Annotated in this window: 19 protein-coding genes; 12 read left to right on the top strand and 7 right to left on the bottom strand. The window is 49.9% G+C overall.

All coding sequences use genetic code 11. The features are described 5' to 3' along the window. Position 1 precedes the first annotated feature (1 nt). The 8 genes from HMPREF1141_RS15980 to HMPREF1141_RS15945 all read left to right on the top strand — a co-directional run bounded on the left by HMPREF1141_RS15980 (position 2) and on the right by HMPREF1141_RS15945 (position 9824). The gene (locus tag HMPREF1141_RS15980) at positions 2-685 is read left to right on the top strand and encodes a D-lyxose/D-mannose family sugar isomerase (protein WP_009066339.1); all 684 of its coding nucleotides are present in this window, start codon (positions 2-4) and stop codon (positions 683-685) included. A 582-nt stretch (positions 686-1267) separates the two neighbouring features. Continuing rightward, positions 1268-1792: a hypothetical protein gene (locus HMPREF1141_RS15975; protein WP_155863682.1), complete on the top strand. Its 525-nt coding sequence runs from the start codon at positions 1268-1270 to the stop codon at positions 1790-1792. Positions 1793-1963: 171 nt separating this feature from the next. Beyond that, a complete protein-coding gene (locus HMPREF1141_RS15970; protein ID WP_009066385.1) occupies positions 1964-3133 on the top strand; it encodes a GGDEF domain-containing protein in 1170 nt (389 codons plus the stop codon). 507 nt (positions 3134-3640) lie between these two features. Continuing rightward, a complete protein-coding gene (locus tag HMPREF1141_RS16950; protein ID WP_009066399.1) occupies positions 3641-4342 on the top strand; it encodes a TetR/AcrR family transcriptional regulator in 702 nt (233 codons plus the stop codon). 18 nt (positions 4343-4360) lie between these two features. After that, positions 4361-5065, top strand: coding sequence for an ABC transporter ATP-binding protein (locus tag HMPREF1141_RS15960; protein ID WP_009066423.1), 705 nt, complete (start codon positions 4361-4363; stop codon positions 5063-5065). Beyond that, a complete protein-coding gene (locus HMPREF1141_RS15955) occupies positions 5059-7443 on the top strand; it encodes an ABC transporter permease (protein WP_242824622.1) in 2385 nt (794 codons plus the stop codon). The genes HMPREF1141_RS15960 and HMPREF1141_RS15955 overlap by 7 nt, the downstream gene beginning before the upstream one ends. Before the next feature lie 40 nt (positions 7444-7483). Beyond that, the gene (locus HMPREF1141_RS15950) at positions 7484-8731 is read left to right on the top strand and encodes an efflux RND transporter periplasmic adaptor subunit (protein ID WP_009066305.1); all 1248 of its coding nucleotides are present in this window, start codon (positions 7484-7486) and stop codon (positions 8729-8731) included. A gap of 61 nt (positions 8732-8792) precedes the next feature. Next, positions 8793-9824 (top strand): TolC family protein, encoded by a 1032-nt coding sequence (locus tag HMPREF1141_RS15945; protein WP_009066412.1) that lies wholly within the window; start codon positions 8793-8795, stop codon positions 9822-9824. 200 nt (positions 9825-10024) lie between these two features. On the opposite strand, the gene gltA is transcribed toward HMPREF1141_RS15945, so the two are convergent. The 7 genes from gltA to HMPREF1141_RS15910 all read right to left on the bottom strand — a co-directional run bounded on the left by gltA (position 10025) and on the right by HMPREF1141_RS15910 (position 18284). Next, complete coding sequence (gene gltA / locus HMPREF1141_RS15940) at positions 10025-11434, bottom strand: NADPH-dependent glutamate synthase (RefSeq protein WP_009066358.1); 1410 nt, start codon at positions 11432-11434, stop codon at positions 10025-10027. A gap of 1 nt (position 11435) precedes the next feature. Continuing rightward, on the bottom strand, positions 11436-12278 hold the full coding sequence (locus tag HMPREF1141_RS15935) for a sulfide/dihydroorotate dehydrogenase-like FAD/NAD-binding protein (RefSeq protein ID WP_009066456.1): 843 nt from the start codon (positions 12276-12278) through the stop codon (positions 11436-11438). A gap of 39 nt (positions 12279-12317) precedes the next feature. Continuing rightward, positions 12318-13751: an amino acid adenylation domain-containing protein gene (locus tag HMPREF1141_RS15930; RefSeq protein ID WP_009066458.1), complete on the bottom strand. Its 1434-nt coding sequence runs from the start codon at positions 13749-13751 to the stop codon at positions 12318-12320. Positions 13752-14028: 277 nt separating this feature from the next. Beyond that, positions 14029-15051: an electron transfer flavoprotein subunit alpha/FixB family protein gene (locus HMPREF1141_RS15925; protein ID WP_009066468.1), complete on the bottom strand. Its 1023-nt coding sequence runs from the start codon at positions 15049-15051 to the stop codon at positions 14029-14031. 13 nt (positions 15052-15064) lie between these two features. After that, the gene (gene etfB / locus HMPREF1141_RS15920) at positions 15065-15850 is read right to left on the bottom strand and encodes an electron transfer flavoprotein subunit beta (protein ID WP_009066276.1); all 786 of its coding nucleotides are present in this window, start codon (positions 15848-15850) and stop codon (positions 15065-15067) included. Positions 15851-15864: 14 nt separating this feature from the next. Further along, positions 15865-16998, bottom strand: coding sequence for an acyl-CoA dehydrogenase family protein (locus HMPREF1141_RS15915; protein WP_009066433.1), 1134 nt, complete (start codon positions 16996-16998; stop codon positions 15865-15867). A 329-nt stretch (positions 16999-17327) separates the two neighbouring features. Then, the gene (locus HMPREF1141_RS15910; RefSeq protein ID WP_009066334.1) at positions 17328-18284 is read right to left on the bottom strand and encodes a nitronate monooxygenase; all 957 of its coding nucleotides are present in this window, start codon (positions 18282-18284) and stop codon (positions 17328-17330) included. 243 nt (positions 18285-18527) lie between these two features. Between HMPREF1141_RS15910 and HMPREF1141_RS15905 the strand changes: the two genes are divergently transcribed. The 4 genes from HMPREF1141_RS15905 to HMPREF1141_RS15890 are packed head-to-tail and all read left to right on the top strand — an operon-like array spanning position 18528 to position 22487. Continuing rightward, positions 18528-19319: an SDR family oxidoreductase gene (locus HMPREF1141_RS15905; RefSeq protein ID WP_009066316.1), complete on the top strand. Its 792-nt coding sequence runs from the start codon at positions 18528-18530 to the stop codon at positions 19317-19319. A gap of 39 nt (positions 19320-19358) precedes the next feature. Continuing rightward, positions 19359-20645: a CoA transferase gene (locus tag HMPREF1141_RS15900; RefSeq protein WP_009066377.1), complete on the top strand. Its 1287-nt coding sequence runs from the start codon at positions 19359-19361 to the stop codon at positions 20643-20645. 25 nt (positions 20646-20670) lie between these two features. After that, on the top strand, positions 20671-21489 hold the full coding sequence (locus HMPREF1141_RS15895) for an SDR family NAD(P)-dependent oxidoreductase (protein ID WP_009066318.1): 819 nt from the start codon (positions 20671-20673) through the stop codon (positions 21487-21489). Between the two features lie 47 nt (positions 21490-21536). Further along, positions 21537-22487, top strand: a complete 951-nt coding sequence (locus HMPREF1141_RS15890) for a 3-hydroxyacyl-CoA dehydrogenase family protein (protein WP_009066312.1) — start codon at positions 21537-21539, stop codon at positions 22485-22487. The last annotated feature ends 31 nt before the right edge of the window (positions 22488-22518 follow it).

The following is a 22518-nucleotide window of genomic DNA, read 5'->3' as shown; positions in this document are numbered from 1 at the left end:
GATGAAACGCAGCGAGATTAACAAAGTGCTGATGGAAATGGAGGCTTTCATAAAGGAATACCGCTTTGCCCTGCCGCCTTTCTGTCACTTTACGCTGGAGGACTGGAAGTCCAAAGGACATGACTACGACGAAATCCGCGACAACATGCTGGGCTGGGATATTACCGACTACGGTCTGGGCGACTTTGGCAAAGTCGGCTTTTCGCTGATTACCATCCGCAACGGCAATTTTGCCATGAAGGACAAATACGCCAAGACCTACGCCGAAAAGCTGCTCTATCTGCGGGAGGGCCAATATGCCCCTATGCACTTTCACTGGAGCAAGATGGAGGATATTATCAACCGCGGCGGCGGCAATGTTCTGATCCGCGTCTACAACTCCACCCCCGGCGAGGGGCTGGACGAGATCGGGGAAGTGCACGTCCACATGGATGGCCGGGAACTGACGGTCCCTGCGGGAACACAGGTGCGCCTGATGCCGGGCGAGAGCATCACCATACAGCCCTATTTATACCACGACTTTTCAGTGGAGGAAGGCACGGGACCGGTGCTGTTGGGCGAGGTGAGCCAATGCAACGATGACAATACCGACAACCGCTTTCTGAAGCCCATTGGCCGTTTTCCCGCCATTGAGGAAGACGAGCCGCCCTACCGTTTGCTCTGCAACGAATACCCAAAGCCGTAAGATCGAGGGAAAGATCAGTAATACAAGGGGCGCAGCATAAATGGAGCGGTCTCTTAAGAAGATCAATCCAAAAGAGTGAAACGTGGGAATTTGAATAGGAACGATACATACCGCAGCTATTGCAACAGTAGTTGCGGTTTTTCTGTTTGTATATGGTTTTGTTTTTTTAAAATATTTAAAGACATCGAAAAATGAGAATCATCATGTTATAATGAAAAAATAATTTTACAAAAAGGCCAAACTGAAGTGGAGGAACTTTTGAAAATATCCCCTTGCTTCAAGGGAAACCGGATGCCGTAGCGGTAAAAATTATAAATACTAGACATGCGGAATGCTGTAATGAAATTTCAGCCATTAGAATCTGGTTTCGAAATCAGTGCATGTATTACTCTAGATATAGCTATATGTTTGCAGCCTATGAGTCTTAAATAATATATTAATATGTTTGGTTTGACGGCATCATCAGGTTCAATCGGTATCTTTTTTGAATTCTCAGTGGATATGGAAATGCAGTACTTCTGCAACATTTTATATGAATAATTGAAGAGATATTATTATTTGGGGATTTTTGAGGTGCTACTTATGGAAAGCAAAGATTTACAAAAAGAAAAGAAAATAGTGTTTAGTGAAGAAATCGACAGTAAAATATCTGGATTTTCTTTAGTCCTTGCATTTTTATCAATTGGTATATTCCTACTTGTTTTTCCTGATTACTTTGGAAATACTCTTGCCTCTAGAATAATCCGATGGATATTTATTTGTATGGGTATACTCGGATTTGCTGTTGAATTTTCAAAATCGAAGCATACTGCAATCAAAGGATTTGACGATTTCATTCTAGGATGTGTTTTGATCGCTCTTTGGGTTTTACTGTTCCTTTGGGCTAATATATGGTGGGTAAATATTATAAGTTTCTTCATATTATTCATAGGAACTTATGGCCTATATCAAGGAGTTATGAAGATAATATATTCAGCCTCAATAGTAATTAAAGGAAAGCAGGAAAGTAAACGGGAGGTTTCTAGCAATATTATACTTTTCTTAACTAAATTGGCGAGCTTAGTATTGGTTGTGATTCAAATAATAAAAGCTGTAGGCGTTAGATAAAAACAAAAGTATAGATGACAAATCAAATGAAATATTCATTTTTACCCTGTATCACACAAAACCGCTCGTTTTACTTTTCTGGCGATTCAACTTATAGATACATGTATTACCGCAGTACACTTTAGAAACAAATTCTTTATCAAAACAAACCCAGAATTGCGGGGGATATGGATGATTCTTTCCAACATCAATATGGCGACAATTTTGATCGTTCTTGTGTTTGGCCATCTTTTAACGGGCGCGCTTATCATTGCTTATACCCATCAACAAAACAGAAGCAAAGCGGTCAATATGTTTTTGCTTTCCAAATTGCTGCAACCGGCCGCATGGGTCATGCTTGGCCTGAGAGGCATGATACCCAGCATGGTCTTAGTAGCTGTCGGCAATTCAACCTTATTTACAGGCGCGGCGCTGGAGCTGATTGCTCTTATGATCATCAAGAGAAATTACACCGAAAAAGTAAAAAGGCGTTATACTGCCCTGCTGATTTGCTGCATCGCCGTATTTATTGGGGCGACGGCTTATGGTTTTCCGGAGAACGTCAGGATCACATTTGCCTCCTCCATCACAGCGCTCTTAATGATATTTCCCGTGTATAAGCTTTTTACAGATCAGAAAGCTTCCACGCTGCAAAAGGTAATCGCCGCTCTTTACAGCCTTACCATACTGTTTTTGATATTCCGCGCAGTTGCGGCACTCACGACAGATTTGGATATGAACTTAGCATCGACAAGCATTTTCAACACCTGGCTGTTTTTGCTGCTCTACATTGTGATGCTTGCGGGAAGTACTGGGTTCATCCTTCTGGATAAAGAAAAGCAGGATCTTGAGCTGCTGAAAGCCGCCTCTTTTGACGGGCTGACAAACATACTGAACCGAAAGACTTTCATATCGCGTTCAAAAGAGCTGATTTCCCTATGCCTGAGGAAGCAGGAGAAAATCTCATTCTTACTGATTGATATTGACGACTTTAAAAAAATCAATGATAAGTATGGGCACTTTGTAGGCGATGCCGTATTACAGGATTTTGCAGATACCCTGAAAAAGCAATTGAGGGATTACGATCTGTTCGGCAGATATGGCGGAGAAGAATTTGCCATATTGCTTCCTGGGGCAGATGAAAAAGCGGTCCAAGAGGTTGCGGAGCGGCTGAGGTCGACGATAGAGAATTCGTCCGTAGATGCCGGCTCTAACATAAAGTACACGATAAGCGTAGGCTTTTTCAGCATCCTTCCGGGCGAAGAAACAGATATCGATATGCTCTATAAGCTTTGCGATCAGGCTCTTTATCTGGCAAAATCCCAGGGGAAAAATTGCTGCAGAAGCGCGGCAGAGATATGATATAAGATGACTTGAAAGATATCTTTGATTTCAATCATTCTTCTTTTACTAAAGTTTTTATGGTTACAATCTTAATAAAAGAAATACAGCGGGTAATGGAATGAATGTTCATTCCATTACCCGCTGTATTTTATAGGAAGGTTACTGAGAAAGTGAAAAAGACGATAAACAGACAGCCGCCCGGAAAGAAACGTCAGGATTCATTGGGGGGAGGAATTTCATACCACTCTATGTTTCAATTGATCTATACATAGTTCCCTTCTTTGAATATTCTCTGGCGAATCCCTGCCACAAAACGGGATAGCGCGAAAGCTCCTGATTATTAAATGATGTCTTCCTTGCATGAGGGAGTATGGGTAAGGGAACACAAGCGTTCAGTTTACGTATGCCATACCTGAAGTGATTTCATTGAAGATGTCCTGATTTAAAAAACAGAATAAATGGGATAGACATTTTTTTCCTTTTGAAATATATTTAACTAAATAGTTAATTAAGGAGCTGGAACGCATGCCCGGAAAAGAAAACAGTCAGGAAAGGCGGCAATGGATTCTCGATGCCGCTTTGGAGGTGTTCTACGAATTTGGGTTTGACGGCGCCCGAGTGGATGAAATCGCGAAAAGAGCGGGTGTGAACCAAGCTCTGATCTATTACTACTTTAAAAGCAAAGAAGAGCTTTATTTGGAGCTGATCAATCAGAACGTCGATGAGATGATTCAGGAAAAGAAAAACTCGGTCGGCGCAGCCAATACAGAAGAGTTATATAATATTGATATTTATAATGCGGACGTGATCAAAAGGCTTGTGGATCACGTAATGAGAATCGCAAAGGAAAAAGAAAAGATATTCAGCATCATTCTGGGGGAACTTTTCAGAAATTCTCGCCGCAAAAACAACAGCAGCGAAACATTTAAAATTTTGCTGCATTCCATCGACGTATCCAGGAAGGGGATGCGGGAGTTAGGGATCGACGAGACGCAGATTGAACGGCAACTTATCAAGGCCATATTTTTTGCGAGCCTGCCGGTACTCACCTATACTACCCTGGGGGATAGGCTGGCGGAGGATTATGGGCTGAAAAAGGAAATGATGCAGGAAGTTCTTACGGAGCAGATCTATCATTTTTCGAAAGAATACGTGGAATTCATCAAGGAGTACAACCAAGGGGCCAAAAGCGCCGGGAAACAGGGGCTTTCTTCTTCCGGCGGCTGATAAAGGGAGGAATCGCATTTGGAACCAATCATTTCCGTCAAGGACGTCGTAAAAGAGTATGTGATGGGGGAAGTGAAAATCCGGGCCGCAGACGGAGTTTCCTTTGAGGTGAACCGGGGGGAGCTGGTGATCGTTCTCGGGCCCAGCGGCGCCGGGAAAAGTACGGTTCTCAATATTTTGGGCGGCATGGATTTTCCCACCTCGGGGGAGGTATGGGTCAACGGAAAGGATATTTCAAAGTTCAATAAAAATGAGCTGACGATGTACCGGAGAAAGCATGTCGGCTTTGTGTTTCAGTTCTATAACCTGATGCCGAACCTTACCGCTCTGGAAAACGTTGAAATCGCCGCCCAAATCTGCGACGATCCCATGAATTCCACCACAGTGTTGACGGAAGTGGGGCTTGGGGAAAGAATGGCCAACTTTCCGGCGCAGCTTTCCGGCGGCGAGCAGCAGCGGGTTTCCATCGCAAGGGCGGTCGCCAAGAACCCCACGCTGCTTCTTTGCGACGAGCCTACCGGTGCGCTGGATTATATGACCGGAAAATCCATTTTAAAGCTGCTGCAGCATGTGAACCGCGAGTTTGAGAAAACCATAATGATCATCACCCACAACAGCGCGCTCGCCCCAATGGCGGATAAGGTGGTCAGAATCAAAAACGGGAAGGTAGAAGCGGTGGAAAGGAACGAAGCCCCGGTTCCGGTAGAAAGGATTGAATGGTAATGTGGATTTTTTTGAAAAAATTCTACCGCGATCTGGGGGAATCGAAGGGGCAGTTTCTGTCCGTTCTGGCCGTAGTCATGATCGGCGTCATGTTTTATACCGGGATGAATACCGCGCTGATGGGTGTTGAGGGAGCCGGGGAAAAATATTTTAGCGAATATCGGCTGGCGGATATCTGGAGCACCGTCATCCGCGCTCCGGAAGGGGCGGTGGATCGGATTCGGTCGATCCCCGGGGTGAAAACGGCACAGGGCAGAGTCGTGCGCGACGCGAGAATCGACATTCAGGACAGAAACGCGATCGTCAGGCTGATTTCCCTTCCCGAGCAAAGAGGGGAAATCCTCAATGATATCCTGCTGACCTCCGGCAGCTATTTCTCGCCGGAAGCCGGAAACCAGTGCATCGTATCAGAAAAATTTTTCAAGGCCAACGGTCTTGTGATGGGGCAGACGATCGAACCAATCATCAATGGCAGCCGCGTCAAGCTGCGGGTGGTGGGCACGGCGAAAAGCCCCGAATATACCTATGAGCTCCGGGAGGCTGGCGATCTGATTCCCGACCCCAAAAAATTCGGCCTGGTCTATGTGAAAAAGTCCTATCTTCAGACCGTGCTGGATATGCAGGGCACGGTTAACGACATCAATGTGCTGCTGGATCAGAACGGTGACGCAAAGGCCGTAAAGGAAAAAATGAAAGAGATGCTCAAACAGTATGGAGAGAGCAGCACAATAGAAAAAAAGGATCAGCTCAGCTACAGTATGTTCAGTTCCGATGTGGATGGACTCAAGTCGATGGGAACGAGCTTTCCCATGCTGTTTTTCATCGCGTCGGCGGTGATCATCTATATCACGATGACAAGAATGATCGAGAACCAGAGAACGCTGATGGGGGTTCTCAAAGCGCTTGGCTACAGCGATTGGGACATCATGCTCCACTACGAAACGTATCCTCTCATGGTCGGGCTCCTGGGGAGCGTGATCGGGTCGCTGATGGGGATTTTTGTGGTCGGCAGCGCCATGATGGATCTTTACAATACATACTACAATCTCCCGATCGGCGGTGCCGTGATCCACTGGGATCTGGTGCTGCCGGCCTCTTTGCTGGCCCTGTTTTTCTGCGTGGTAGCGGGCTACAACGCGTGCAGAAAAGAGCTGCGGCTGATGCCGGCCGAATCCATGAGGCCCAAAGCCCCCGCTTCCGGCAGAAAGATTCTTCTGGAAAATTGGAAGCTGTTCTGGAAGAGCATCAATTTCAGCTGGAAAATCATCATCCGGAACATTTTTCGGTATAAAAAGCGCTCCGCGATGGCCTCTGTAGGAATCATCTTTTCCACCGTGCTGATCCTGATGGCGATGGGCTTTCAGAATTCCGTCGATTACCTGATGGATATCCAGTTTCGGGAAATTCAAAAATTTGATCTAAAAGTCAGCTTTTCAAAAATATTGGATGCCAGCGCACTGAATGATGTGCGGAGCATCGACCACATCAAATCGGCAGAACCGGTTCTGGAAAGCGGGATGGAGATCACCAGCGGGTGGAGGAGAAAGGACATCGGCATCATTGCGCTGGACAGCGGGTCACAGCTGTATGGGGTTCTGGATGCCGAGGGGAGGCGGGCGGTCATTCCAAAGGAAGGGATTTTGCTGCCGAAGCGCCTGATGGATACGCTAGGAGTGAATGTTGGGGACAGGGTGTTCCTGCGCTCGTTTTACCCGGGCAAAAATGAGGAAATCGATAAACGGCCGGTGATCATCCGGGGAAACACCATGGAGCTGCTGGGACAAAGCGCGATCTGCAGCACGGAATATCTGGATTACCTGCTCCGCGAAGGGACTGTGATCAATGCGGCATATGTCCGGCTGGAGGATCTGGAGCATGAAAAAGAGGTTGTTCGGGAGTTAAAGGACAGGATGAATGTCAACACCGTGCAGTCAAAGGCGGAGATCGTTTCCAATATGGAGCAGACCATGGGTACCATGAACAGTATGATCCTCATCATGATCCTAGGTGCGGGCGTTCTGACCTTCGCGGTGATTTACAACATTACTAATATCAATATTTTTGAGCGCAGGCGCGAAATCGCGACACTTTCGGTCTTGGGCTTTACGACGGGCGAACTGAAAAGCCTGGTGTTTTATGAGAATTTCTTTCTCAGTGCTTTCGGCGTTCTCGTCGGTCTTTTGCCGGGGAAGCTGCTGACCCAAGCAGTCCTTAACATGTCGGCCACTGAAACGATGTGGTTTCCGGCGGTTTTGAATCCCTCCAGCTATTTCATCACCGCGCTGCTGGTCGGCATTTTTACACTGACGGCCAATTTACTGCTGGGGAAAAAGGTTCGGGATATCGATATGGTGGAATCGCTCAAGAGCGCGGAATAAATGGATGGGATCATCTCATTGTATAGGGGGTTGGGAAATCATGAAAAAGAAAAAATTATTACTGTTAGGGATCGGCGTTGTGGCGGCTGCAGCTTTGTCGACGCTGTATTTTTCCGATCAGGGCACCGAAGTACCTGTCGCAGTCGCTCAAAAAGCGGAGATCCGCAAATATGTGGAGGATATCGGCACCGTAAAATACAAGGAGCTTCGGAACGCCAGCGTCGAGGGGAGCGGCCTGATTCAGGAGATTCCCGTCGATGTGGGGCAGCAGGTCAAGCGGGGAGACCTGCTTTTGTCCATGGAGAAAGCGGATTTACAGCTTCAGCTCGAGAATCAGGACGCAAGGATCCAGGAAATAAAAGCTACCTTTCAGGGCAGAAGCGACGTAAAAAATTACGCGAGCAGCATTGAAAAGCTGAAGCTCGCGGTCACGGCGGCGGAGGATGCGTATGCGCTGGCGACAGACGACTATCATTATGCAAAGCTTCTTGCGGATCAGGGTGCGTTGAGCGCAAAGGAGCTGAAGGCGAAGGAAACGGCCATGAAGAGCGCGCAGGCTCAAATTGAGAGCGCCAAAATCGACCTGGAGCAGATGCAGGCGAATACCCCCGCAAGCGTAAAGGCGGTTTATAACGCGCAGCTGCAGCAGGCGGAGCTGAGCCGGGAAAGCCTATCCCGCAGTCTGGAAAAGCAGGAAATCAGATCGCCCATAGACGGGGTGATACTGGAAAAAAAGGTGGAAGTGAATACGGTCGGCGCCCCGGGAACCGTTGCGTTCGTGATTGCGAATGTAGATAAAATGGAGCTGGAGACCTATATTTTGGCAGATGATGCGGTCAATATCCAGCTGGGGGATGAGACCGAAATCATCGACAGATCAGAAAACAGGCAGACGACGACAGGCAAGGTGGCGGCAATCGCGCCGAGCGCCGTGGAGATGACCTCTTCTCTGGGCGTCAATCAGAAAAGAGTGAAGGTGACCATAGAACCGTCCGGCCCGCTCCCGCAGATGAAACAGGGGTACGAGGCGGATATCCGAATCATTACCCAAAAGAAAGACGATGTGCTGACAGTGCCGCTTGCTGCCGTATTCGACTATGAGGACAAAAGCTGCGTCTTTGCCATACAGGACGGGAAAACAGTGATCAGGGCGGTGAAAAAAGGAATTCAGGATCAGGAATCTGTGGAAATTCTGGAAGGGCTGAAGGAAGGGGAAACGGTGCTGTCGGAACCGGATGTCAGCATCAAAGAAGGGATGAAGGTAAAACCGAATCCATTTAAAACCTAAATGCTTTTGCAGAAACAGTGCCGAAAAGAAACGGCCAAAGTGATTTCGGGAGGGAAAATACATGAAAAAATGGATTGCATTTCTGCTGACAGCTGTTTTGGCAGCGAGTTTGCCGATCCCCGCTTTTGCGGAGGAAGCGACACCGGCCGCGCCGAACCCGGCGGCGGAGGTTTCCATGAATACGATTCAGACCATTATGGAGGACTACAGCCTGGAGCTGCAAAACCTGCTGAACAACCTCAAAATTGCCAAGGAGAAAAAAGAAGATCCAGATTACTACAACCTGTCGGAGGATGCCGCGAAGTACCAGTATAAATTGGCACAAAAAGAGTACGACAGTAAGGTGCAAAATACGGTGCTGAACGCAAAGCTGGCTTACCTTGCCTACTGCGCGGACAGCGAGCGCCTTACCGAGGCGCAGACGGCCGCGGACAACGCCCAAAAAGCATGGGGGACCGCATTGCAGGCGTTTTCTTTGGGCTATACTTCGCAGAAGGAGGTCGACTCTCTTCGGCAGCAGGCGGATCAGGCGAAGAGCACGCTGACCCAGCTGAGCGATCAGCTCACGCAGAAAAAAGCGGTCCTGCGCATGCTGCTGAATCTGCCGAGGGATATTCCGATGAATGTCAGTCCGCTTTCGGCCACGGATTTGGATTTTAACGAGATTGCGGCCGTTGATTATGGCGCAGACGTGATCGAGATGTGGAGAAACAGCGAGAAAATCAAGGCGGCAAGGCTGACCTATGATTATACAGAGGAAAATTACGATACGGATTATGAGCTGGACAACGCGGAGATCGCGCTCCAGCAGGTGCGGGCCTCCGAGCAGGTGACATTTCAAAAGCTGTACGATGCACTGAAAAATTCCTACACGGTTTATCAGCAGAATCTCATCAGTGTACAGCAGAAGGGAAACGAACTTGCGCTGGAACAGCAGGCCTTTTTGCTGGGTTACTCCAGCCAGAAGGCGTTGGACGGAAAGACACAGGAATTAAGGGTGCTCCGCAGTGCTCTTGCTGATAGCCTGAGCGCGATGCTTTCCAATTATTTGAGCTATACCAATATGAAAAACGGCTATTCAGCGGGAAGCTGAACTCATAAAGCCAAGGCAGGAAAAATGGAAAGGTGTCACAGGCGGCATATGATCTCCTGTGGCACCTTTTGGGCAAAAAGAAAGACATCCGGATTTGTTGGCCCGGATGTCTTTCTTTTTCTATAGAGGAGATAAGATGGCGAAATCTGTTTTGTCTCATCAACACAAAGAATACAAATGCACCCGGCAAAGCGTATCGCTCAATTCAGGCTGTTTGATTCCACGGGATTCTGCTGTATGTATTGGTCCATTGCTTCCGCCGCTTTTCTTCCGGCACCCATAGCGAGAATGACCGTGGCAGCGCCGGTAACCGCATCCCCTCCCGCGTAAACACCCTTTCGGCTTGTTTCACCCGTTTCTTCCTGAGTGATGATGCAGCCGTGCCTGTTTACCTCAAGACCATCCGTCGTTTTTCTAATTAGGGGATTTGGAGAGGTTCCCACCGCAATGATCGCAGTGTCGATGTCGAGGAAAAACTCGCTTCCCTTCTGCGCGACAGGCCGGCGGCGGCCGGATGCGTCGGGTTCCCCAAGCTCCATTTTGACACACTCCACACCCCTTAGCCAGCCGTTTTCATCCCCGATAAAACGAATCGGATTGGTCAGCAGATTGAACTGTACACCTTCTTCCATGGCGTGCTCCACTTCTTCCTGCCGGGCCGGCATTTCTTCCATACTGCGGCGGTAAATGATCGATACGGACTCCGCGCCGATTCTCAGCGCGCTTCTCGCGGCATCCATCGCGACATTGCCGCCGCCCACGACAGCCACGGATTTTCCTTTCAGAATGGGAGTCCCATAATCCGGAAGATAAGCCTTCATCAGATTGATTCTGGTCAGGTACTCGTTGGCGGAATATACTCCGTTCAGGCTTTCTCCCTCGATCTGCATAAAAGAGGGCAGCCCTGCCCCAGAACCGATGAACACCGCCCGCATTCCCTGCACAAACAGCTCATCCACAGAGATCGTTTTGCCAATGACAATATCTGTCTGAATCTTTACTCCCAATTTCTTCAGATTTTCAATCTCGTACGCCACGATCTTTTTCGGGAGCCGAAACTCGGGGATGCCGTAAATCAGTACGCCGCCCGGCTGGTGAAGCGCCTCGAATACCGTGACCTCATATCCTCTTTTTGCCAGTTCACCGGCACAGGTCAGGCCGGAAGGCCCCGCCCCCACAACAGCTACCGGAATGCCGTTCGACTCTACGGCTTCTGTTTCTTCTGAAAAGTGCTGCATGTGGTAATCTGCCGCAAACCGTTCCAAACGCCCGATCGCGACCGGTTCCCCTTTGATGCCCCGCACACATTTTGCTTCACATTGCGACTCCTGAGGGCAGACCCTGCCGCAGACAGCGGGGAGCGCGTTTGTCTCGCGAATGGTCTGATAGGCGGCCTCGTATTCGCTGCTTTTCAACTGACTGATAAATTCAGGGATCTTGACGCCGACGGGACAGCCGGCAATGCATGGCTTGTGTTTGCAGTTCAGGCATCTCTGCGCTTCTTCCAGGGCCATTTCTACGGTGTATCCCAAAGCGACCTGTTCAAAATTGTTTTTCCGGATATCCGGGGCCTGAACAGGCATCTCTGTTTTTTTTATTGTGACCGGCATCTTACTGAACTCCTTTCATCAGACGGCATTCCATCGCATGCGACCGTTCCTTTTCCTCGCCGGAATACAGCTTGCTGCGGCGGATCGCCTCGTCAAAGTCCACCAGATGCCCATCAAAGTCGGGGCCGTCCACACAAGCGAACTTCGTTTGGCCGTCCACCGCGATCCTGCATCCGCCGCACATGCCGGTGCCGTCGATCATGATCGGGTTCATGCTGACGATGGTTTTGATGTGATATGGCCCTGTGACGGCACATATCGCCTTCATCATGACCAGGGGGCCAATGGCGATCACGGCATCATACTGATTTCTTTCCTCGATCAGCCGACTGAGCACATCGGATACAAATCCTTTTGTTCCATTGGAACCATCATCTGTTGTACAGAAATATCTGGTGCTGGCCTTTTTGAACTCCTCTTCCAAAATAATGAGCTCTTTGCTGCGAAAGCCGGTCACCACATCCACATGGGCCCCCAGCCCGAACAGCTTTTTTGCCTGAGGATAAGCAATCGCGCAGCCGACACCGCCGCCGATGACCGCGACTTTTCCCAGACCCTCCAGATGAGACGCGGTGCCAAGGGGACCTACGAAATCCGCCAGATGCTCGCCCTCCTGCTTCTGTGCGAGGAGTTTGGTGGTAGCCCCTACGATCTGGAAAATGATCGTGACCGTACCCAACTCCCGATCATAATCCGCTATGGTCAACGGGATGCGTTCTCCCGTGTCGTCTACTCTCAAAATGATAAACTGCCCGGGCTGTGCTTTCTTTGCCACCAATGGAGCATCGATGACCAAAAGTACCACAGTAGGATTTAACACCTGCTTTTTGACAATTTGATGCATGGGTATTCCTCCAATGACTGTAACAGTGATTTGCGGTAATCAATTGATTTCCGGCAAAAGACTCTTGTCTGTTTTATTGTTATGATTGCGCGGGAAGCTGTCCAGCTGCAGCATTTTTAAAGGGACCATATAGTAGGGCAGATGTTTTTTCAGAAATGCTTTCAGGTCCTCTATTTCTATTTTGCAATTTGCGGTAAAATATCCACATAGGATATTGGTTCCGCCGCAATCGGTACACGCGGTAACGGCCGCTTCGGTGATCCCGGGATATTTCAGCATCGACAGCTCTACTTCATGGGATTCCACGCAATAGCCCCTGATTTTCAGCATCCAGTCTTTGCGGCATACAAATTGGAGATTACCGTCCGGAAGCTGTTTGACCAGGTCATTTGTTTTATACAGAATTCGATAGGGTCCTTCCTGAGTAAACGGATTTTGAATGAACTGCTCCGCGGTTTTTTCGGGATCGTTCAAATACCCTCTGGAAACCTGGGGGCCGGAAATACAGAGCTCTCCCGTTTCTCCTTCGGCGACCTCCTGATTGTTCTGATCCATCACATAGTACTTTAAGGAGCTTTTGATTTTTCCGATCGGGTAGCACACAGCTTCTTCCGTGATCACATAGCTGGAAACAAAGCTGCACAATTCGGAGGAGGCGTAGATGTTCCGTATCTGATACCGCCGCGGCTGAAGGTTGCGCGCCGCCTCGCTGCCCACAAGCAGGGTTTTCAGCGTCGTGTTGTCGGCGTCCAATTTTATGTATTTTGCCGCCATATGGGGCGGTAAAAAGGTGATGGTGATTTGATGCTCGATATAATATTTTGCCAATGCCCGAATGTCTTTCCGAATCTCGCCCGGAACAATGTCTACGGTGGCCCCCAGCGCCAAAGGGGTAAAAATATCATTCAGAGCGGCCACAAAGCAAAAGTTTGCAAAGGCCCCGAAAATATCATTTTCATCCATTTCCAGTTCCGCGTAGCTGTTGATTAAGGCGGCCAGATTTTTGTGCTCGATCATAACCCCTTTTGGATTTCCCGTTGAACCGGAGGTATAGATGATCACCGCCAGGTCTTCCGAGGTGTGAGGCGGCGGGACACGGTGCTCCATGGCATCCAGGCGATCCATAAAATCTTCGGTGAGGATCAGGGGACATCGACAGTGCTCCGTTATGTATTCCAATCTTTCCGCCGGGTATAAGGAATCCAAAAACACAAAGGCGGCGCCGGCTTTTAAGACGCCGATCATAGCGGCGATGGAATCAATGGAACGTCCCATTTGAATCGCTACGATATCTTCATGGCCCACGCCTTTTCCTGCAATACACTGTGCAACCAGAGTGGATTTCTCATCCAGCTCCCGATAGGTCAGGGCTTGTTCCTTCCACACAACGGCTGTTTTATTCCTGTGTCTGGTTACCGCATCTTGAAACAGCTCACAAAACATCGGATCGCTTTTGTAATAAAAAGCTCCCAATTCTAATCTTCCTTTCTGTTTCAAATTTTGCGGGTCAGGCATGTCACCCGGACATGCCCGTTTTGTTCCCCGCAGTTCACCTGAGAGCAGCATCTTGAAAAAGTGCCGGAAATATCGTTTGATATAAAGTCCTGTATCCCTTTGAGCAATCCGTTTGCAATATTTCCGTCCCTGCCAGCCTTTTGTGCGGAAAAGCGTCGTCGCCCCGGCACAAAAGAAAGGGGGGCAGAGGGCTGTCTGATTTTATTTTACATATCTGTCGGCGGCAAGAAAAGCCTTAAGCAAATTCTTTTTCCTCGTTGTATTGCGTAAAGGCCTCAATCAGCATGGGAACCACTTCGTTTACGTCGCCGACAATACCGTAATCTGCGATGTCGAAGATCGGGGCCATCGGATTTTTATTGATCGCGATGATGATATCGGATTCGGACATGCCGGCCAGATGCTGAATCGCACCGGATATTCCGCAGGCAAAATAGATGGTGGGCTTGACCGTTGTTCCCGTTTGCCCGACCTGGTTGGCGTGGTCGATCCAGCCGGCGTCCACGGCTGCTCTGGAAGCGCCTACCGTGCCGCCCAGAACCTCCGCTAGCTGCCGGAGCATGGCAAAGCCGTCCGCGCAGCCCAATCCTTTTCCGCCGGAAACGATAAAGTTGGCGTCTACTAAAGAAACCATGTCTTTTTTATGCTTTACGATCTCGATGACCTCGGTTCTGATATCGGCCGGTTCCAATTGCATGTCGACCTGAATGATGGAACCCCTGTTATCGCTGTTTCTGGCGGCCTTTTCCATGACTCCCGGCCTTACGGTGGACATCTGCGGTCTGTGATCCGGGCAGACAATGGTTGCCATCAGGTTTCCGCCGAAAGCGGGACGCGTCTGCATTAATTTTTTATCCTCCGGGTCCACTTCCAGCTTTGTGCAGTCTGCGGTCAGCCCGGTATTGACTCTGGCCGCGATTCTCGGCGCAAGGTCTCTTCCGATGTGGGTCGCGCCATAAAGCACGATTTCGGGCTTGTATTCCTTGATCGCATCGGACAGCACTTTCGCATATCCGTCGGTTGTATAATACTCCAACAACGGACTTTCCGCCAGGTATACTTTTTCGGCGCCGTATTCGATCAGCTCGCTGGCCAGCGAAGCCACATTGCTGCCGATCAGAAAAGCACAGAGCTCAGAGCCGGTCTTTTCAGCGATCTTTTTGCCTTCGCCCAACAGCTCATAAACAACGGGAGTGATCGCGCCTTGCCTTTGTTCCGCGTATACCCATACATTTCGGTACTCATTTCTGTTTTCCATACGTAAGCCTCCGCTATATAATGTGTTGTTTCTGCAGGTTGTTGATCAGGTTGGCAACCTTTTCCCTGGCTGGGCCCTCAAGCATGACGCCTTTTCCCTTCGGGGCGGGAGTAAAGGACCGAAATACCTTCGTCGGGGATGCCTTGAGACCGACAATTTCTTTCTCTACCGGGGTGTCGTCGACGCCCCATACGGGAATCTCTTTTTTGTAGGCGTCGTAAATCCCTTTTACATTCATGTACCGGGGCTGATTCAATTCTTTCACCGCAGTGAGAAGCACGGGGGTTTTGACCCGAATCACCTCGTATCCATTCTCCAGCTGCCGTTGAACAGTCACGGTGTTTCCATCAATCTCAAAGCTCTGTACGTATGTAATCTGCGGCAATCCCAGCTTTTCAGCGATTTGAGGACCTACCTGTGCGGTGTCTCCATCGATCGCCTGACGCCCGGCAAAGATGATATCAAAGCTGCCCGCTTTTTTGATCGCCGCGGAAATGGTGTTAGAGGTTGCCCAGGTATCGGCGCCGCCAAAAGCCCTGTCGCTGACGAGAACAGCTTCATCCGCCCCCATGGCAAGGCATTCCCTGAGCATGTCGTCGGCCTGGGGAGGCCCCATGGACAAAACCGTCACTTTGACGTCCTCGTATTGATCCTTGAGCCGGAGCGCCTCTTCCAGCGCGTTGGCGTCGTCCGGATTCAGAATGCTCTCCACGCCTTCCCGAATCAGAGTCCCTTTCACCGGGTCGATTTTGACCTCGTTCGTATTGGGCACCTGCTTTGCGCAAACTAATATATTCATGTCGTTCCTCCTGTTTATTTCCCTAAAATATGCCCTGAAATAACCACCTTCTGGATTTCGGACGTGCCCTCATAGATCGATACGATTCTTGCGTCGCGGTACATTCTTTCAATATCGTAATCCTTGATGAATCCATATCCACCGTGCAGCTGCAGGGCCCTGTAAGTCACATCATTACACAAATCCCCGCAGTAATATTTGGCCATGGCCGCTTCCTGGGAATAAGGCTTTCCCGAATCCTTTTTCAGGGCGGCGTCATAGACCAGCAGTCGTCCGCATTGGATTTTGGTGGCCATGTCGGCAATCTCAAACTGCGTGTTCTGCAGACGGGAAATCGGCTTTCCGAATTGGATTCTTTCCTTTGTAAACTTTACGGCCTCATCGAGCGCTCCCTGGGCGATCCCCAGCCCCTGCGAGGCAACGGTGATTCTTCCTGAATCAAGGGTGGCCATGCAGATTTTAAAGCCCTGGCCCTCTCTACCCAGAAGGTTTTCTTTGGGGACCCTGACGTTCTCGAGAACGATGTCACAGGTTTTTGAGCCCCTGATCCCCAGCTTATCCTCAACCTTGCCCCGGGAAAAACCCTCCCAGGCTGCTTCTACGATGAAAGCGCTGATTCCGCTGACGCCTTTCGCTTTGGTATCGGTTTTTGCAAATACGGTAATGAAGTCGCAGACAGGGCCATTGGTGATGAAGCATTTTCTGCCGTTTAAAATATAATCATCGCCGTCCTTTTCCGCCGTGGTCACGATCGATGCGGTGTCGGACCCCGCCCCTGGCTCTGTGATGCCAAAGGAGCCGATCATGGTTCCTTCCGCCATGCCTCTCAAGTATTTCTGCTTTTGCTGTTCATTGCCGAACAGCATCAAAGGTGTGCCGGAAAGCGAGTTCGGCATAATCTGTGACACAGAAGAAGCGCATACCCTTGCAATTTCTTCTGTTACGATCGCATTGGATCTTGTGTCGCCGCCGCATCCGCCGTACGCTTCCGGAATGGTGACGCAATGAAACTTGCACTCAATGATTTTTTTCGCAAGTTCTTCGGGATAATGGCCCGTTTGGTCAATTTCTTTTGCGTAAGGAGCAATTTCATTTACGGCAAATTCCCTGACTAATTTTCTGAGCAGCTCGTGCTTTTTTTCAAACATATCCTTTCCTCCGTCCCGAATTCGCTGATTTTTGAAGCTGTGTGTACCTTGTTTCGAGCATTGTGTTTTCCTCCGTACCTTGTTGTGATAAATTCCCCTCGGTTGGATCAATCTCTTTTATTAGCAATAGATGTGCCAAATGGAAAACACGCTGAAACAGGCCGGAATCCCTGTTTTTGGGAGGAGCTAGAAAAGGGTTGTATATTACATACACATTAAACCGGACGCATCTTTCGAAAACTATATATTAAGTATACACGAAAGTGCCCTGCCCGTATATGTAACTGTGAGACAGCGTGCCGGGTTGTCCCGCGGCAAAAAATTTGTTGTCAAGGTTTAAGCTTTTTGAGACAAGCCTCATACTGGATGATGACGGTATCGATCAATTCCTTGCAGGAAACGATGCGGTCGATCAACCCGCTCGCCTGGCCGATCGGGATCAGAATGTGGTCCGCGTCGCCTTCCCGGTAGCCGTTTCTGGTGTGGGATTTTTTTTGATTCTCAAAAATGACTTCGGGAGGAGCGTTGTTTTTTTCAAGCTCCATGATTTCAACGGCGAAGTCGTTTTTCAGGCAGCGAAAGGCATTTCTGACCGACTTGAACAGCACCACAGTGTCTGTTGCACTGGCCTGCAGGATTTTGTTTTTGATATTCGGATGGTAAGGGGATTCTTCTGTCATCGCAAAGGCGGTGCCCATCAAAATTCCCTCTGCCCCCAGCAGAAAAGCGGCGGCCATGCCCTCTCCCGTGCAGATTCCGCCCGCGGCAATCACGGGGATCTTTACGGCACGTACTGTTTCGGGTAAATTGACAAACAGCCCCACTTCTTCCATGCCGGGGTGCCCGCCCGCCGCGTACCCCACCAGTATAATGCCGTCGGCTCCCGCTGCTTCCGCTTTTTTTGCGTGCCTGGCGGTCACCGCTTTATGGAGCACCGTGACCTTTGCTTCTTTCAGCCGCTTGATATATTCCGCCGGGTTATTCCCGGCAGTTTCCACAACGGGGACCTTTTCCTCCACGATGACGTCGATGTAATTGTGGGTGAAATTTGTTTTGGATTCCGCCAGAAGAGAAATGTTTACGCCAAAGGGCTGGTTTGTCAGCTTTTTTGTCTGCCGGATCTGTTCCCGAAGGGCCTCTTTACTCCCCAGATGATTGGAAGATAAAAAGGCGAAACCGCCCGCGTTGCACACGGCGGAAACAAGCTCCGCCTCAGAAAGGCCATACAGGCCGCCGCAAAGGATCGGGTATTTGCTCCCCAGCATTTCCGTGATTTTTGTTTCCATAAAAGCACCTCCTGTTGTTTCTGTGCTTTGTATATAGCAAAAACCGTACCATGCTGAAATGGGATAGGAACCAGACCGTTTTTTCACAAAATAAGGGAGCCGAAAACAAGTGCTTCCGGGAGGCGTTTTGAAAAGGGAAAGGGAGATAGGTTGGCATGAATTTTGCTACATCATCCGAGTGAAAAAGGTTCCCCTCGGTAAGTTTCGTTGTACTAAAATTGATTCATTAAAGGAGGTATACAAATGAACGAAAATGCAAAACTGCCGTTTCCAATGCCCAATTACGATCTAACCGGAAAGGTGGCCATTGTAACAGGCGGCACAAAGGGACTTGGATACGGCGTCGTAATGGCACTGGCGTACTACGGCGCGAAGGTAGTCATTACCAGCAGGCACCAGGATGACTGCGACAGGGTGGCAAAAGAGGTTACAGAGCTGGGCGGCGAAGCGATCGGCATCAAAACAGATGTTCAGGTGAAGGAAGAGATCGATTCGCTGGTGGCAAAGACAGTTGAAACCTATGGAAAACTGGATATTATGGTGAACAACGCGGGTGTGGCCATCACCAAGCCAATGCTGGAGATGAGCGAGGCGGAGTATAGTACCGTGATGGATTCCAACCTGAAAAGCGTGTTTTTCGGTTCCGCCGCCGCCGCAAAGGAAATGATCAAACAGGGCACCGGCGGAAGGATCATCAACATGGCTTCCATCGGCGGGCTGATCGGCACCAAGAACATTTCTACATACGGAGCCTCGAAGGCCGCTGTTTTGAACCTGACAAAGGGCATGGCAATTGAATTCGGTAAATACGACATCACGGTGAATTCTGTTTGCCCCGGCTATGTGAAAACGGCGCTGAACGCAGAAGCGCTCGATAATCCACAGTATCAGGAAAAGATGTTTAAAAAAATCCCGCTCAGAAGATGGGGAAAAGTGGAAGAGGTTGCGGCCATCGTGCTGTTCCTCGCGTCGGATTTCTCAGGGATCATGACGGGCTCCTATATCGTGGCAGATATGGGCACCACCAGCGGCTGATTGTTTTTTCTATTTTAAAATATAGGGAGGATTTCGATTGTGAGCAGATGGGAAAAAATCGAACGCAAGCCCGCACCGCTTCTGATCCCCACGTTTGGGCCGCTGAGCGGAATTCGGGTTTTACTCAACGGAACCGTGGTGGCGGCGCCTTTTTCCGCCACGATGATGAGCGATTTCGGGGCGGAAGTGATCGCTCTGGAGCGGCCGAAGGTGGGCGGAGACCCGGCAAGACATCAAAAGCCGCAGATCACGTATGGGGACAAATCCATCAGCGGCTCCTGGATGCAGAACGCAAGAAACAAGCTCAGCGTCTCACTGGAAACGAATTTGAATGTTCCCGAATCCAAAGAGATCTTTTTGTCCCTGATCAAAAACTCGGATGTCTGGATCGAGAATATGGTCTGGCTGAATAAGCTGGGGATCAGCGATGAGATATTGCTTGAGGTGAACCCCAAGCTGGTCATCTGCCATATCAGCGGGTTCGGCACCTCCGGCTTTGGCGGCGAGGAAAAGCACATCAACCGGCCGGGCTATGATCCCCTGGGACAGGCCGAATCCGGGTGGAGCCTGCTGCAGGGCTGGCCGGATCGGGAGCCGTATTACGCCCAGCAGTATGTAGGGGATTATTTGAACGGACTGTTTGCGGTCAACGGTATTTTAATGGCATACATGAACGCCCAGAGAACCGGCAAAGGCCAAAGCGTTGAGGTCAGCCTCACAGAAGGCTGGATGAGGGTAATGGACGACAACTTTACCCTCTGGACGGAGAAGAAGCTCCTGAAGCAGCGGCAGGGGATCAAGCAGACCACCTACCAGCCCGGCGGCATCTTCCCGACCAAGGACGGCAAATACATCAATCTGGGGTCTTATGGCAAGGCCGCGTATGAGAAGGTTTTGAAGGGCTTTGGCATCGACACCGAGAAATTCAGCTACGAAAAGGCGGGCGGCAACGCCGAAGCGGTAGCCAGTCCGCTGGGGCAGGAGCTGGACGCCACGTTCCAGAAATTTTTCCTGGAGCATACCGCCGACGAAGCGCTGGAAATCTGTATCGCCAATAAAATCGGCGCGGCTGTCGTGCGGGATGCCGGGGATGTGTACGAACAGACCCATTGGCGCGAGAGAGGGGATTGGATCAAGTACACAGACCAGACGCTGCAAAAGGAAATCGAAGCGTTTGGCTTTGTGCCGAAATTCTCTGAAACGCCGGGGCAGGTATGGCGCGGCGCGCCCGCTTTGGGGCAGGACACGGAACTGGTTCTCAGGCAGCTTCTGGATTACAGCGAAGAGGAAATAGCGGCTCTGAAGGGAAAAGGCGTTATCGACTGAAATTCATGGATTAGGAGGAAAGGTCATGGGAAAATTATCGGGCAAAAATGCAATCGTAACGGGCGCGGCAAGAGGGCTCGGCAGGGAATACGCATTGCGGCTTGCGTCCCTGGGTGCCAATGTAGGGGTTATCGATATCAATCTGAAATCCTTTGAGGAATACACGGCGGAAAAAGAACTGCTCACAGCAGATACCGTGATGGATGAAATCAAAGCGCTGGGGGTCAATTCGGTCGGAGCGGTGGCCGATATCGGAAACCGAGAGCAGGTTTTCGCGGCGGTCGAAACGATCGCAAGAGAGCTGGGGGATATCTCTATCCTGGTCAGCAATGCCGGCGGCGGAATGGGCCCGATGGATGGGAACAAAGCCTCTCAGCTCAATTGGGAGCAGTTTCACGCCGTTGTGGAGAGAAACTTTTTTGGGACCGTCTACACCTGTAACGCCGTTGCCCCCATCATGAAAAAGCTTGGGTACGGAAAAATAGTGAACGTGGCCTCCGTGGGCGGGCTGATGGCAAACAGTGACGGCAGCTATTCTCACTATGCTTCTTCCAAGGCTGCCATTATCCATTACACCAAATTGCTGGCACAGGAGCTTGGCCCGTACAATGTCACCTGTAATGTCGTCGCTCCCGGATTTATTTCAACAGCGCGCCTGGTGGCGGGATATCAGGCCGTAGGCGAAGAAAAATTCACCCGCAATATCGCTCTGGGCAGATTCGGCACCCCTGAGGAATGCGCCAATGCCGTCGAGTTCTTGGCGACGGATTTATCCTCCTACGTCAGCGGGGCGGTTTTGGAGGTAACGGGCGGCACCGTGGGCCGGATTCTGATGAATCAGTGACCGAAAAAGAACAGGATAGAATGGCAGTTCGCCGAAAGGAGTAAAACATGGAAAATCGCTGGAATATTTTGATGGTAGGCGCAGGTACGATGGGGCGCGGAATTGCCGAGGTATTTGCCTCCAAGGGGATTCCGATCACCCTTTACGATGCCTTTCCCGAGCAGCTGCCCAAGGCAAAAAAGCTGATTGAAACCGATATGCAGTATTATCAGGAGGAGGGCCTTGTCACACCGGAAGAGATCGAGAATACCAGGAGTCTGGTGTTTTATGAGGAGGATTTGGAAAAAATCGCTCCCAAGGTCAACCTGGTGATCGAAGGCGTGTTTGAAAAGGCCGAGATCAAGCGGGATATTTTCAATAAGCTCGATCAGCTCTGCCCGCCGGACTGTATTTTCTGCAGCAATACCTCTGCCTCTAATATTTTTGAAATCGCACAGATCAAAAACCCGGAGCGCCTGCTGATCACTCATTTCTTCAATCCGCCTTATGTCATGCCCCTGGTCGAAGTGGTTCTGGGGCCGAAAACATCTACTGAAACCGCAGAGCAGGTGCGGCAGCTGCTGATTTCAGTAGGCAAAGAGCCTGCGGTCATCAAGCATTACATCCCCGGCTTTATTGTAAATCGTCTCGACAACGTACTCTGCCGGGAAATCGGGTACATGATCAAACAGGGCTGGACCACCGCGGAGGATGTGGAGCGGGCCATCCGCTATACAAGCGGAACCAGGTATTCCTTTGAAGGGCCGTTGTCCCTGCATGATGTGGTTGGATGGGACCTGACGAACACCGTTTCCGGCGATGTCTACAAAACCCTTTGCAATGATACCGGAGAGGATCAATTTGGGAAGGAACTGGTGGAAAAAGGAAACCTGGGCATCAAAACCGGAAAAGGCTGCTACGACTACAGCGGAATCGATATTCCGAAATTTATGAACAAAAGGTCCCATCGGATCATCAAAATGTTAAAGGCAATTCGAGCTCTGGACGATCCCGAATAAATCCGAACATAAATTTTTGGCATCGTGGGTT

Source organism: Clostridium sp. MSTE9 (assembly GCF_000277625.1).
GTDB classification, from domain to species: Bacteria; Bacillota; Clostridia; order Oscillospirales; family Acutalibacteraceae; genus Faecalispora; species Faecalispora jeddahensis.
The sequence above is the reverse complement of the archived record's forward strand: the minus strand, read 5'-3'. Positions and strand labels throughout refer to the sequence as shown.